Raw genomic sequence first — 12,895 nt, 5'->3', positions numbered from 1 at the left:
GGACAACGGACCGGACCAGCGTGGTGGGCAGGGCACACCAGGGTGCGGTCACGGTCGGGGTCCAGGGTAGCCGGAGAGCGTCAGCAGGACCAACGCGCCCCCGTCGATGCCCGTTACGTCGCACTCGCCGGCCTGGCCGGCGACGTGTCAGGCGGTCTCCTGGAAGGCGCCCCGGAGGTATTCGTGCACGGCGTGCTCGGGCACCCGGAACGACCGGCCGACCCGCACCGCGGTCAGCTCACCGCTGTGCACGAGACGGTAGACCGTCATCTTGGACACCCGCATGACCGTCGCCACCTCGGCGACGGTCAGGAACCTGACATCCGACAGTCGAGCGTCGGACTGCGACCCGGCCATGGCTCACCGACCCATTCCCATGCCCGGCGCGTGCCGCCGGGCAGGTTGTTTCCGCCACGACGAGCGACGCGCGTGTTACCAGTACGGTAGCGGGGCGGCTGTGACCGGCGCGATCCCTTCCTTCCTTTGATCATGGAAGGCTCCCCACTGAGCTGGTGTTTTTCGCCCGGACGGGTGGCCCGTCCCGTTCATTCGGCGCGCAGGGCCACCACGGGGTCGAGCCGGCCGGCGCGCTGGGCGGGCACCACCCCGAAGACGATGCCGACGGCGGCCGACACCCCGAAGGCGAGCGCCAGCGACCACCAGGTGATCGCCGCCGGGATCGGCGAGACCGCGTCGACCAGCAGTGCGGTGCCCACCCCGAGCGCCATCCCGGTCAGCCCGCCGATCGAGGTGAGCAGTACCGCCTCCAGCAGGAACTGCACGCCGATGTCCCGGGGCCGCGCCCCGACCGCCTTGCGCAGGCCGATCTCGCGGGTCCGCTCGCGTACCGAGACCAGCATGATGTTGGAGACGCCGACGCCGCCGACCAGCAGCGAGATGCCCGCGATGGCGGCCAGCACACCGGTGAGCACACCGAGGATGTCGCCGAGCACGCCGAGGATCTGCTGCTGGGTGACCGCACTGAACTCGGTGTCGGGGTGCCGGCGGGACAGCTCGGCGACGATGCGCCCGCCGAGCTGGTCGATCCGCTCCCGGTCGGGCGCCTTGACCGCGATGCCGTCGATCCGCTGGGTGCCCCAGAGCCGCTGCGCGGCGGTCACCGGGATGTGCACCTCGTCGTCCCGGTCCACGCCGAGGCTCTGGCCGAGCGGGGTGAAGACGCCGATCACCCGGAACCGGACCCCGGCCAGGGTTACCTGCTGGCCGAGCGGGTCCCGATCGGGGAACAGCGCCCGGGCCACGGACGCGCCGAGCACCGCGACCCGGCGGCTGGTGTCGACGTCGGCACCGGTCAGGTAGCGGCCCCGGGCCAGCGAGCGGGTGAAGACCGCCGGGGTGGTCTCCAGCACCCCCTGGACCGTGGTGAAGTCGGACCGGGTGCCGGCCCGGGCGGTCGCGCCGGAGGCGATGGTGACGGCCACCCGGCCGGGGTCGCCCACCACGCGGGAGACGGCGTCCACGTCCTTGAGGTCCAGCGGTGAGACCACCGGCGCGGTGCCGACGTCGAGCTTGCCGGGCACCACGAGGAGCAGGTTGGAGCCGAGCCCTTCGACCTGCTGTTCGACCTTCTGCTTGGTGCCGGTGCCGATGGCCACCAGGAGCACCACCGAGGCGACCCCGATGATCACGCCGAGCATGGTCAGCGCGCTGCGCATCCGGTTGGCCCGCAGGGCGTCCAGCGCCACGCGCCAGGCCTCGGCCAGCCTCACCCGGCACCCCCGGGCGCGTCCCGCACGCCGCTCCCGCCGTCGCGCGGAAGGCGTCCGGTGGCTCCGGTGGCGCCACCGGAGCCACCGGACGGGTGCCCCGGGCCGCTTCCGGACGCGGACCGGGGCTCCGCGCTGGGAGCGGCGTCCAGTGTCTCAGGTCGGCCGTCACCGCCCGACAGCGGTCGATCATGAACGGTGTCGGACCGGATCAGCCCGTCCCGGACGGCGATCCGGCGGCGGGCCCGGGCCGCCACCTCCGGGTCGTGGGTCACCATCACCAGGGCCACCCCGGACTCGGCGTTGAGCCGTTCGAGCAGCTCCAGCACCGCCTCGCCGGTGGCGCTGTCCAGGTTGCCGGTGGGCTCGTCGGCGAGCAGCACCGCCGGGTCGGTGACCAGGGCCCGGGCGATCGCCACCCGCTGCTGCTCGCCGCCGGAGAGCTGGTTGGGGCGGTGACCCAGCCGGTGCCCCAGCCCGACCCGGCCGAGCATCGCCGCGGCGCGTTCCCGCCGCTGCCGTGCACCGACGCCCCGGTAGACCAGCGGCAGCGCCACGTTGTCCACGGCGGACGTCCGGGGCAGCAGGTGGAACGCCTGGAAGACGAAGCCGATGGTCCCGTTGCGCAGCGTGGCCAGCTCCGGCGCGGTCAGGGTGGCCACGTCCCGGCCACCGATCACCAGCCGGCCGCCGGTCGGCCGGTCCAGCCCGCCCAGCAGGTGCATGAGCGTGGACTTGCCCGAACCGGAGGGCCCGATCACCGCCACGTACTCGCCCTGCGCGATGGTGAGCGACACACCGCGCAGCGCGGGCACCGACACCCCGTCCAGCTCGTACGTGCGGGACACGTCGACCGCCTCGATCGCGGCGACGGTCACCGGAGTTCCTGGCCGTCGTGGACCTGGTCGGCGCCACGCACCACGATCCGGTCGCCGGCGCGCACCCCGCTGACGATCTGCACGAGGTCCTGCCCCTGCACGCCAACGGTCACCGGCACCCGGTCGGCCCTCCCGTCCCGCAGCAGCCACACCGCGTCGCGCCCGTCGGCGGAGAAGACCGCCGAGGCGGGCACGGCCACCGCGTCGGCCGCCTCGCGGACCCGGAGGTGGACCACGGCGTTCATGCCGGGGCGGGGCGCCGGGGCGGGCTCCCCCTCGCCGAGCCGCCCGGCGCCGAGGCCGAGGCGCACCCGGTAGGTGACCCCGCCCCGGGCCGAACTGGTCGGCAGCACGTCCACCGAGCGGACCGTGGCGTCGTACGTCGCGCCGGTCACCGCGTCCAGCTCGACGGCGGCGGTCAGCCCGGCCCGGACCAGCAGCACGTCGGTCTCGTCCACCTCGGCGAGCAGGCCCAGTTGGCCGGTGTCCACCACGGTCAGCACCGCCGTGCCGGCGGTCACCCGGCCACCGGCCGGCACGGCGTCGTCCACCCCGGCCGGTGGGCCGCCCTGCCCGGCCGAGCCGAGGGCCGACGGGTCGAGACCGGGCACCGCGCCCCCGGCCGCGCCGAGCAGCCCGCCGAGGTCGGCCGAGGTGGCGGCCCGGGTCCCGCCCGGCTGCACCACGCCCGGGACCGGGGCGCGCAGGGTCAGTGCGTCCACGGTCGCCTTCGCCAGGTCGTACGCCTGCTGGGCCTGGAGGCGCTGCGCGGTCGACAGCGCGCCGACGGCGCTGTTCAACCCGGCCACGCCGCGCTGCACGGCGCTGACCGCACGGTCGGCGGCGCGGGCGGCCGACGCGTACTGCCGCTGGGCCGACTCGACCTGGAGCAGCAGCGCGGACCGCAACTGCGGGTCGCCGATCTTCCCGGCGGCCTTGCGGGCGGCGGCGAACGCCTCGTCGGCGGCCCGGTCGGTCTCCCGCCGGCTGCCGCCCAGGTCACCGGCACCGACACCGCGACCCGCCCGCTTCGCGGCCCGGAGCGCCTCCCGGGCCTGCTTCAGCCGGGCCTGCGCGGACGGCGAGTCGATCACCGCGAGCACCTGCCCCCGAGCGACCCGCTGCCCGGGCTGGACGCGCAGGCTGGCCAGGGTGCCGTCGGCGGGGGCGGTGAGGGTCGCGGCGGCCCGGGCGGTCACCGTGGCCGGCGCGTCGATCACCTCGGCCACCGGGGAGTGCCCCACCTCGGCCACGGTGACGGCGGGCGGGTCGTCCCCGCACGAGGCGGCGGTGGCGCCGGTCAGCGCGACGACGGCGAGCAGGGCGGTGCGGAGGCGCGGGCGGCGGGCCGCGGGCAGCCGCGGCGAGGGGGTGCGGGCCACCCGGCCCATGCTACGACCCGTCGACCAGCGTCGACGTCTCAGCCGGCGACCGCGCGGAGGTAGGCCACGCAGTCGTCGTGCAGCCCCGGCCAGGGCTCGCCGAACACCGCGTCGGCGGCCTCGGCCAGCGACCGGCGCTCGTGGACCACGGCCCGGAAGAAGTCCAGCACCCGCTGCTCGCCGAACCGGTCGACCAGGTGGCGCACGGCCAGGTAACCGATGCCGTACGCCCCGCCGACCCGGTCGTCGGCCGCGTCGTCGGCCGGGGCCAGCGCGTCGAGCCGGCCGTTCCACCCGCCCCGGACGAGCTTCGACACCTCGGCCAGGCCCTCGTAACGGTCGACCGGCTGGCCGTCCGCGCCCGCGTACTCGGCCAGGCCCTCCACCAGCCACCAGCTCGACCGGTCCGTGTAGCCCCGGTCGGGCAGCGACGCGGCGTGGGTCAGCTCGTGCCGGAGCAGGTCGTCGACGCCGGTCGGGGTCAGGCTCTGCGCGTTGAGCACGACGTCGTGGTGCCCGCCGCCGACGCCGACCGCGTACCCGGCGGTCCACTTCGGCCGCCCGCCGCCGTACCAGCGCTGCCACTCGGCCCGCCCCGCGTAGTAGACGAGGTAGCGGTCCGGCGGCGCGCCAGCCACCGCGTACAGGTCGGCGACCTTGGCGGCGGCCTCGGCCTGGGCGAGCAGGCCGGGCAGCTTGGCCCGCAGCGCCGGCGTGGTGGCGACCACGGCCCGCCTGCCGACCGCCACGGCCAGGTCGCTCAGCTCCCACGGCCGCGCGCCGGCCGGCGTCGCCCGGGACTCCTCGACCGCGGTCAGCCGGGGCTCGGCGTCACCCGCCACCCGCCACCGGGTGCCGAGCTCGACGCTGCTCGGCGTGCAGCCCGGCACCACGAAGCAGTAGCCGACCGTCACCGTCAGCCGCCACTCCCCCGGCCGCCCGTCGACCTCCGAGGGCACCCCGTCCGCCGCGGGCCGCCAGGCGGTGACGCGGAGCGCGCGCAACGCGGCGTACCGCCGGGTGAGCGCCGGTCGCGCGGCGGGCTCGGCGACGGCGAGGAAGGCGGCCCGGTCACCGTCGAGCAGCGCGGCGGCCTGCCGGTCGAGCTGGGCCGACATCCGCTCGCGCAGCTGCCGCTCGGCCGCCGTGCCGCGGTCGTCCCGCTCCGCCGCCGGCCGCCCGGCCGCGTCGCGCACGAGCCCGAGCAGGAGTACGCCGGACACGCCGCACGCCACCAGCACGAGCACCAACCCGACCACGCTCCAGAGCCGCCACCGCCGCCGCGGTGCCGGGAGCTGCGGCGCACCCGAGGGCGGCGGCCCGCCGCCGGCGACCGTACGCTGGGCGGCGCCCGCCGAGAGCACGGTGGTCAGGTGTACGGCCGGACCGGCCGACGGGTCCTCGACACGGGCCAGCGCCGCGTGACCGGCCCGGACGGTGTCGCCGGCTTCGTCGTCCTCGGCCCGCTTGTCGTCTTCGGCTTGTTGGTTGCCCTCGGTGCGGTCGTCCCCGTTGGTTGGCGAGGTGCCAGTCGGCGCGGCCGTCCGGCCCGGACCATTGTCGGCGGCAGGAGTTGGCCGGCCGAGCGGACCGTCGCCGTCCCGTGGCGCGGCCGCCGGCGGCTCGTCGCCGTTCGACGCCGCGCCGGCGGGCTGCTGGTCACCGTCGGTCACCGGCGAAGGGTACGACCGATCGGGCGTTCCGGGAAGGCTCCCCGCGCGTCGCCGGAGCCGACTCTCCCTGTCGCGGCACCTGTCGAGCTGAAGTCAGAATCGTCCAAGATCCAGAAGGGCTGACGCTTCGGGACGGCTCGGGTCAGATCTTTTCGCCGGACAGGGTGAGCAGGGTCTTGTCGAGCGCCCACAGCGCCACCAGCACCGCGCCCGGCACCGGCCGCCCGGCCAGCGCGAGCAGCACCCCGCCGGTGACGAAGCAGGCCGCCTGCACGCCCAGCTTGGCCGGCGCGGGCAGCGTCACGCTGGCCCGGGGCGAGCAGAACACGCCCCAGACCACGGCGATCACCAGCGGCGCGCCGAGGCCGGCGAGCAGGCGCACCGGCCAGCCGGCGTCGAGGGTGAAACCCCACCAGCCGGCCGCCGCGAGCAGGGCCAGTTCCAGCAGGAAGATGAGCGTGAGCAGCAGAGCCTTCACCGGGACCTCCAGTTGCGGTACGCGGTGTCCAGCGCGGCCACCATCTCGTCGAAGGAACGGTCGATGTCGCGGGGCAGCCCGAACCCGCCGGCCGCCTCGATGGTGATGAAGCCGTGCACGGAGGCCCGGAACATCCTGGTGGCGTCGACCGCCGCGTCGCCGCTGAGGTCGTACCCCCGCAGGATCGCGTAGATGGCGCCGACGGCCCGCTCGGCGGCGGCGAGGTGCTCGGGGTCGTCGGGGTCCGGCGCCCGCTGGGTGGCCGGGTAGCGGCCGGGGTGCCGGCGCGCGTACTCCCGGAAGGCGGTGGCGGCGGCGCGCAGCGCGTCGCCCCCGGCCCGGCCCGCGGCGGCGGTGGTCAGCTCGGTGGCGACCTCCGCGGTGGCCAGCACGGCCAGCTTCTGGTGCAGCGCGTCCGCACCCCGGACGTGCTTGTAGAGGCTGGGCAGCGCGACACCGAGCCGGGCCGCGAGCGCGGCCAGGGTGAGCCGGTCGTGGCCGACCTCGTCGGCGAGCACGGCCGCCTCGCGGACCACGGTCTGCGGGGTGAGGCCGGCCCTAGGCACGGGCGACCACCGCCAGGAACTCGACCAGGTCGGCGGCGGTGGCGTCGGGCTGGTCGGCGTGCGGGTAGTGGCCGGAGTCGGCGATCATGCGCGCCTCGGCGGTGGCGAAGAGGCGGCGGGCGGCCCGCGCCTCGGCGCCCGGGTCGGGGAAGTCCGGGTCCTTCGTGCCCATCAGCACCAGCACCGGCTGCCGCACCTCCCGGGCCCGCGCGGTCCAGTGCGGCTCGACGGGCGCCACCACGCCGCGTACCGCGTCCATCCGGCCGCGCAGCTTGGCGACCATCTCCTTCCGGTACGCGGCGTCGTCGGCCGGCCGGCCGCACGGGAAGAGGGTGCGGTGGAACATCCCGAACAGCCGCGGGCTGCGCAGCACGGCCGCCTGGGCCGCCCGCAGCACCGGGTTCGGCTTGGGCATGGCGACGAACGGGCTGACCTGCACGATGCCGTTGACCAGCGTGGGCGCGTCGGCGGCGGCGAAGACCACGGCGGCGGCGCTGGACGAGCTGCCGACCAGGGTGGCCGGGCCGCCGCCGAGCGCCCGGACCACGGCGAGCAGGTCGCCGCCCACCTCGGCCGGGGCGTAGCCGGGCCAGCGCGGGCTGGAGTCGCCGTGGCCGCGTACGTCGACCGAGGCGACCCGGTAGCCGGCCGACACCAGCCGCGGCACCAGGTGGCGGAAGGCCGCCCGGTTCTCCCCCATGCCGTGCGAGAGGACGACGAGCGGCCCCTCCCCGTGCACCTCGTACGCGATCGTTCCGCCGTCCCGCGCCACCTGGCTAACTGTCATAGCCGTAAAGCTAATGCCATTAGCTTTATCCGTCAAGGGTTGACCTGAAGTCGGGTGGAGGTCGGAGGATCGCGCGCATGCCGCTCACCGCAGACACCCACGTACGCCTGGCCCGACCCAGCCGCGACCTGGCCGCCGCCGAGCTGTTCTGGGCCGACGGCCTCGGCCTGGACGTGCTCTACCGGGGCGCCGCCGCCGGGCCCGGCGAGCACGACCTCGTGATGCTCGGCTGGCCGGGTTCGAGCTGGCACCTGGAACTGGTCGGCGGCGCCCAGCTGAGCGTCGCACCGCGACCCACCGCGGAGGACCTGTTCGTGCTCTATCTCGACGGGCCGGTCGACGACGACCTGACCGACCGACTGGAACGGGCCGGCGGGACCAGGGTCTCCGCCGGCCCGTACTGGGACCGCTGGGGGGTGACGTTCGCCGATCCGGATGGCTACCGGTTGGTGCTCTGCACCCGGACCTGGTCGAACGACTGACTCACTTCTTCGACATCAGGGCGCGGCCGAAGAACATCATGTTGGCCGGGCGCTCGGCCAGCCGGCGCATGAGGTAGCCGTACCACTGGTCGCCGTAGGGGACGTAGGTGCGCACCGTGTAGCCGTCGCCGACGAGGCGCTTCTGCTCCTCCGGGCGGATGCCGAAGAGCATCTGGAACTCGAACCGCTCCGGGCCGCGGTCGAACCAGCGGGCCCGGTCCTCGCCGATGGCGATGAGGCGCGGGTCGTGGGTGGCCAGCATCGGGTAGCCGTCCCCGGACATGAGCACGTTCATGCAGCGCACGTACGACTTGTCGACCTCGCGGGGCGACTGGTACGCCACCGACTCGGGCTCCTTGTACGCGCCCTTGCAGAGCCGCACGCGGGAGCCGGCGCCGGACAGCTCACGGCAGTCCGACTCGGTCCGCCGCAGGTACGCCTGCAGCACCGCACCGGTCGACGGGTAGTCCTTGCGCAGCTTGGCGAGGATGTCCAGGGTCGAGTCGGTGGTGGTGTGGTCCTCCATGTCCAGGGTGACCGTGGTGCCCACCCCGTCGGCCGCCGCGCAGATCGCCCGCGCGTTGTCGTACGCGAGCTGCTCGTCGAACATCTGCCCGAGCGCGGAGAGCTTCACGCTGACCTCGGCGGCCGGGGTGAGCCCGGCGGCGCCCAGCAGTCGCAGCAGCTTGAGGTATTCGTCCCGGGTGGCGTTCGCCTGCTCCGGGGTGACGGTGTCCTCGCCGAGGTTGTCGAGGGTGACCGCTTGGCCGTCGGCGACGAGTGCGCGGGTCGCGCGCAGCGCGTCGTCGGTGCCGGCGCCGGCGACGAACCGGCGGACGACGTCCCGCGTGAAGGGGGCCGTCGCGACGAGCCGCTCGACCTGGGATGACCGGGAGGCGGCGAGGATGACGGAACGGAGCATGAGCCGAGCGTAACGCCCGGCGGTGGGCCCGCGCCGGGGGGCGGCGGGCAACGTCACGCAGCGTTCCGGCGGGGACCGCGGGGCGGCCCGGCTGGCGGGGATCCGCTACAACGATCACGTGGAACGACGCCCCCGACGCCGGCTCCGGTCGGCCACCGTGCAGCTCGGCGCCCTGACCGCCCTGGCCCTCGCCCTGTCCGGCTGCAACAACGGTTACGACGACGACGATGACGACTGCGCGCTGGGTCCGGCCGGCGGGGGCGGCGACACCGTCGCCGTGGCCCTGCGGGTCCCCGCGCCGGCCACCGCCCGGGACACCCCGGCGCCGGTCGCCGCGGCGCTGCCCGAGCGCGGCGGCTTCGGCACCCACCTCGCCTCCTGCGGGGGCTGAGGTGCGGCGCGAGGCCAGCACGCCGCGCCCCGACTGGGACGCGACCATCCGGGCCCAGGGCCTGGTGTACGTCGACACCGAGCTGCCCGACGGCGGGATCATGTCGTACTGGGACGAGACCGCCGCGTACGCCTTCGAGCTGGACGAGGTGCTCCGGCTGGAGGAGGCGACCGAGGAGCTGCACCGGATGTCGGTGGCCGCCGCCGAGCACGTGGTGGCCCGCCGCCGGTACGCCGAGTTCGGCATCCCGCAGTGGGCCGCCGAGGCGGTCGCCCGTTCCCTGCGGGAGGCCCCGCCGACCCTCTACGGCCGCTTCGACCTCTGGTACGACGGCACCTGGCCGCCCAAGCTGCTGGAGTACAACGCCGACACCCCGACCGCGCTGGTCGAGGCGAGCATCGTGCAGTGGTACTGGCTGGAGCACACCCGGCCCGACGCGGACCAGTGGAACAGCCTGCACGAGCGGCTGGTGGGCGCCTGGGCCAAGATCGGCGCCGGCCTGCACGACCCGCGGGTGCACGTGCTCTGGTCCGAGGAGGAGGAGTCGGGCGAGGACCAGATCACCGCCGGCTACCTGGCCGAGACCGCCCGCCAGGCGGGGCTGGACGTCACGCTGCTGCCGATCCAGCGGATCGGTTGGGACGGGCGGCGCTTCGTCGACGCCGACGACCGGCCGGTCACCACCTGCTTCAAGCTCTACCCGTGGGAGTGGATGCTGGCCGAGCCGTACGGGCCGCCGGCGCTGGACCCGGGCACCCCGACCACCTGGATCGAGCCGGCCTGGAAGCTCCTGCTGTCGAACAAGGCGCTGCTGGCGGTGCTCTGGGAGCTCTACCCGGGCCACGAGTACCTGCTGCCCGCGTACCTGGACTCGCCGCGCGGGATGCCCGAGTACGTGGCCAAGCCGCTCCTCGGCCGGGAGGGCGGCTCGGTGCGCATCGTCACCGGCGGCACCGAGATCACCAATCCGGGGATCTACGGCGACGAGGGCTTCTGCTTCCAGGAGTTCCGGGCGTTGCCCGAGTTCGCGGGCAACCGGCTGGTGCTGGGCAGCTGGATCGTGGACGGCGAGTCGGCCGGCGCCGGCCTCCGGGAGAGCGAGAGCCTCATCACGGACGGTTACGCGCGGTTCCTGCCCCACTACATCGACGCGCCGCGTACGCCGTGAGTCGTCTACCGTTGGGGTCGTGAACTTCGACGCGTACGCCCGGACCGGCGTTGATCTCGTCAACGCCCGCCTGGACGACCTCGACGACCTGCGGGCCCTCTTCCCGGACGACAACGCGTGGATGCGCGACGAGGTCGCCGATCGGGACCTGGCGGTCTTCCGGCGGGCGCAGAAGCGCCTGCGTGACGTCTTCGAGTACGGCACCTCGGGCCGGGACGCGGAGGCGGTGACGGAGCTGAACACGCTGCTGGAGGCGTTCCCCGTGCAGCCGCGCATCTCCGGCCACGACTCCTCCGACTGGCACATGCACGTGACCAGCCGGGGCGCCTCGGTCAGCTCCGAATACCTGGCCGGCGCGGTCTGGGGGCTGTCGGTCTGGCTCTGCGAGTACGGCAGCGCCCGCTTCGGGGTCTGCGCCGACGAGCGCTGTGGCAACGTCTACCTGGACACCTCGTCGAACTGCTGCCGGCGATTCTGCTCGGAGCGCTGCGCCACCCGCTCGCACGTGGCCGCGCACCGGGCCCGCAAGCGGGCCGCCGTGGGCGACCAGGTGACCGTCCCGGCCCAGCCCGAACCGCTCGCCCCGGTCAGCTGACCCGCGCGTTCCGCGGTCAGGCGTCGACCGGGGAGGGCGCGGTCAGGTTGGCCCGGGCGAATTCGAGCGACTCGCGCAGGTCCGCCTCGCGGACCGCGCGGCTCTTCGCGCCCCGGGTGGTCACCTCGACCGCGACCGAGCCGGTGAAGCCCCGGCCGGCCAGCGAGCGGAGCAGCTCCGCGCAGGGCTGGCCGCCGCGCCCGGGCACCAGGTGCTCGTCGCGCCCCTCGCCGGTGCCGTCGCCCAGGTGCACGTGGGCCAGCCCGGCCCCCATCCGGTCGGCCATGGCCAGGGCGTCGGTGTGCGAGGCCGCGCAGTGCGACAGGTCCAGCGTGTACGCGGCGTAGCCCGTGTCGGTCGGGTCCCAGCCCGGGACGTACGGGACGAACTGCCGACCGGCCATCCGCACCGGGTACATGTTCTCCACGGCGAAGCGCAGCCCACCGAACCGGCCGGCGATCCGGTCGAGGCCGTCGGCGAAGTTGCGGGCGTAGTCGCGCTGCCAGGTGAACGGCGGGTGCACCACCACGGTCGGCGCCTCCAGCGTCTCGGCCAGCTCGGCGGCCTTGCGCAGCCGCTCCCACGGGTCGGGGCTCCACACCCGCTGGGTGACCAGCAGGCAGGGCGCGTGCACCGAGAGGACCGGGACGCCGTAGTGCTCGGCGAGGCCCCGCAGGGCGCCCGGGTCCTGACTGACCGGGTCGGTCCAGACCATCACCTCGACGCCGTCGTATCCGAGCGTCGAGGCCAGCTGGAACGCCGCCGCGGTCCGCTCAGGGAAGACCGAGGACGTGGACAGGAGCACCGGAACGCGGGAAGTCACACCCCTCAGGGTAGCCGTACCCGCCACAGAGCATCGGGACGAGCATCCGCAAAGGGCGTAAAACGGCAGACCGGGATCACATCGGCGCCAGCTGATCCAGCCGGCGCAGGATGACCCCCTCGCGCAGCGCCCAGGGGCAGATGTCCAGGCAGTCCACGTCGAGGCGGCGCAGCACCGCCTCGGCCACCACGGCCCCGGCGAGGAGCTGGTGGGCCCGCTGCGCGCTGACGCCCTCCAGCTCGGGCAACTGGGCGGGCGGGATGTGCCGGATGAAGCCGAGCACCTGCCGCAGCCCGGTGCGGGTCAGGCTGCGCCGGGCCCAGAGGCCCGCACCCGAGGGTGCCGCGCCGGCCAGCCGGGCCAGCGTCCGGAACGTCTTCGAGGTGGCCACCGGACGCTCCCAACCGACCTCGGTGAGCTGCTCGACCACCGGATCGAGCTGGGCGTCGACGTACTCCCGCAGCTCCTCCACGGCCTCGTGCGACGGCGGGACGGTGCCGGACGCGTCGACCTTGAGCCGCTCCCGGCTCAGCCGCCCCGCGCCCAGCGGCAGCGAGACCGCCACGTCCGGGCCCTCGTCGATGCCGGCGGCCAGCTCCAGCGAGCCGCCGCCGATGTCCATCACGAGCAGCCGGCCCGCGGACCACCCGAACCAGCGCCGCACCGCCAGGAAGGTCATCCGCGCCTCGTCCGCGCCCGAGAGCACCTCCAGCCGTACGCCGGTCTCGTCCCGGACCCGGGCCAGCACCTCGCCCGCGTTGGTGGCTTCGCGGACCGCGCTGGTGGCGAAGGCCAGCAGGTCGTCGGCCTCCAGCCCGTCCGCCGCCGCGCGGGCCATGCTGACGGCCTTGACCAGCCCGTCCGCGCCCGCGTCGGTCAGCGCGCCGTCCGGGCCGATCTGCTCGGCCAGCCGGAGCACCACCTTCTCCGAGTGCGCCGGCCACGGGTGGGCGCCGTGATGGGCGTCGACCACCAGCAGGTGCACCGTGTTGGAACCGACGTCGAGGACACCCAGTCGCATGG

General features: G+C 75.0%; 15 protein-coding genes. 4 read left to right on the top strand and 11 right to left on the bottom strand.

All coding sequences use genetic code 11. The features are described from left to right. Positions 1 to 147: 147 nt before the first annotated feature. From ABZW14_RS29225 to ABZW14_RS29190, 8 genes are all read right to left on the bottom strand, one after another. Positions 148 to 357, bottom strand: a complete 210-nt coding sequence (locus ABZW14_RS29225; protein ID WP_046564428.1) for a helix-turn-helix domain-containing protein — start codon at positions 355 to 357, stop codon at positions 148 to 150. Between the two features lie 188 nt (positions 358 to 545). Continuing rightward, positions 546 to 1,730, bottom strand: a complete 1,185-nt coding sequence (locus ABZW14_RS29220; RefSeq protein WP_355352649.1) for an ABC transporter permease — start codon at positions 1,728 to 1,730, stop codon at positions 546 to 548. After that, positions 1,727 to 2,605, bottom strand: a complete 879-nt coding sequence (locus ABZW14_RS29215) for an ABC transporter ATP-binding protein (protein WP_355352646.1) — start codon at positions 2,603 to 2,605, stop codon at positions 1,727 to 1,729. Before ABZW14_RS29215 ends, ABZW14_RS29220 begins: the two co-directional genes overlap by 4 nt. After that, positions 2,602 to 3,996 carry an HlyD family efflux transporter periplasmic adaptor subunit gene (locus tag ABZW14_RS29210; RefSeq protein ID WP_355352643.1) on the bottom strand — a complete coding sequence of 465 codons (1,395 nt, stop codon included), beginning with the start codon at positions 3,994 to 3,996 and terminating at the stop codon, positions 2,602 to 2,604. The genes ABZW14_RS29215 and ABZW14_RS29210 overlap by 4 nt, the downstream gene beginning before the upstream one ends. Before the next feature lie 29 nt (positions 3,997 to 4,025). Next, on the bottom strand, positions 4,026 to 5,660 hold the full coding sequence (locus tag ABZW14_RS29205) for a hypothetical protein (protein WP_355352640.1): 1,635 nt from the start codon (positions 5,658 to 5,660) through the stop codon (positions 4,026 to 4,028). 142 nt (positions 5,661 to 5,802) lie between these two features. After that, a complete protein-coding gene (locus ABZW14_RS29200) occupies positions 5,803 to 6,138 on the bottom strand; it encodes a YrdB family protein (protein ID WP_355352637.1) in 336 nt (111 codons plus the stop codon). Continuing rightward, entirely contained in the window at positions 6,135 to 6,704 is a 570-nt protein-coding gene (locus ABZW14_RS29195; protein ID WP_355352634.1) for a TetR-like C-terminal domain-containing protein, read from the bottom strand. Before ABZW14_RS29195 ends, ABZW14_RS29200 begins: the two co-directional genes overlap by 4 nt. Beyond that, positions 6,697 to 7,491 carry an alpha/beta hydrolase gene (locus ABZW14_RS29190; protein WP_355352631.1) on the bottom strand — a complete coding sequence of 265 codons (795 nt, stop codon included), beginning with the start codon at positions 7,489 to 7,491 and terminating at the stop codon, positions 6,697 to 6,699. Before ABZW14_RS29190 ends, ABZW14_RS29195 begins: the two co-directional genes overlap by 8 nt. Before the next feature lie 77 nt (positions 7,492 to 7,568). Between ABZW14_RS29190 and ABZW14_RS29185 the strand changes: the two genes are divergently transcribed. Next, positions 7,569 to 7,973 carry a VOC family protein gene (locus tag ABZW14_RS29185; RefSeq protein ID WP_355352628.1) on the top strand — a complete coding sequence of 135 codons (405 nt, stop codon included), beginning with the start codon at positions 7,569 to 7,571 and terminating at the stop codon, positions 7,971 to 7,973. A gap of 1 nt (position 7,974) precedes the next feature. Here the strand turns inward: ABZW14_RS29185 and ABZW14_RS29180 are convergent, their stop codons facing one another. After that, positions 7,975 to 8,895: a proline dehydrogenase family protein gene (locus ABZW14_RS29180; protein WP_355352625.1), complete on the bottom strand. Its 921-nt coding sequence runs from the start codon at positions 8,893 to 8,895 to the stop codon at positions 7,975 to 7,977. 118 nt (positions 8,896 to 9,013) lie between these two features. On the opposite strand from ABZW14_RS29180, the gene ABZW14_RS29175 reads away from it, so the two are divergent. Genes ABZW14_RS29175 through ABZW14_RS29165 form a run of 3 tightly spaced genes read left to right on the top strand, consistent with a single transcriptional unit; the run spans position 9,014 to position 11,049 of the window. Beyond that, positions 9,014 to 9,286, top strand: a complete 273-nt coding sequence (locus ABZW14_RS29175) for a hypothetical protein (RefSeq protein WP_212831549.1) — start codon at positions 9,014 to 9,016, stop codon at positions 9,284 to 9,286. A 1-nt stretch (position 9,287) separates the two neighbouring features. After that, a complete protein-coding gene (locus tag ABZW14_RS29170) occupies positions 9,288 to 10,454 on the top strand; it encodes a glutathionylspermidine synthase family protein (RefSeq protein ID WP_355352622.1) in 1,167 nt (388 codons plus the stop codon). Between the two features lie 19 nt (positions 10,455 to 10,473). Then, a complete protein-coding gene (locus ABZW14_RS29165) occupies positions 10,474 to 11,049 on the top strand; it encodes a CGNR zinc finger domain-containing protein (protein WP_355352619.1) in 576 nt (191 codons plus the stop codon). A 16-nt stretch (positions 11,050 to 11,065) separates the two neighbouring features. On the opposite strand, the gene ABZW14_RS29160 is transcribed toward ABZW14_RS29165, so the two are convergent. Both ABZW14_RS29160 and ABZW14_RS29155 read right to left on the bottom strand, forming a co-directional pair. Beyond that, positions 11,066 to 11,872: a sugar phosphate isomerase/epimerase gene (locus tag ABZW14_RS29160; protein WP_355352616.1), complete on the bottom strand. Its 807-nt coding sequence runs from the start codon at positions 11,870 to 11,872 to the stop codon at positions 11,066 to 11,068. Positions 11,873 to 11,948: 76 nt separating this feature from the next. Beyond that, a complete protein-coding gene (locus ABZW14_RS29155) occupies positions 11,949 to 12,893 on the bottom strand; it encodes a Ppx/GppA phosphatase family protein (protein ID WP_355352613.1) in 945 nt (314 codons plus the stop codon). Positions 12,894 to 12,895: the final 2 nt, after the last annotated feature.

Source organism: Micromonospora sp. NPDC004551 (genome assembly GCF_040609975.1).
In the GTDB taxonomy this organism is placed as follows: Bacteria; Actinomycetota; Actinomycetes; order Mycobacteriales; family Micromonosporaceae; genus Micromonospora.
The sequence above is the reverse complement of the archived record's forward strand: the minus strand, read 5'-3'. Positions and strand labels throughout refer to the sequence as shown.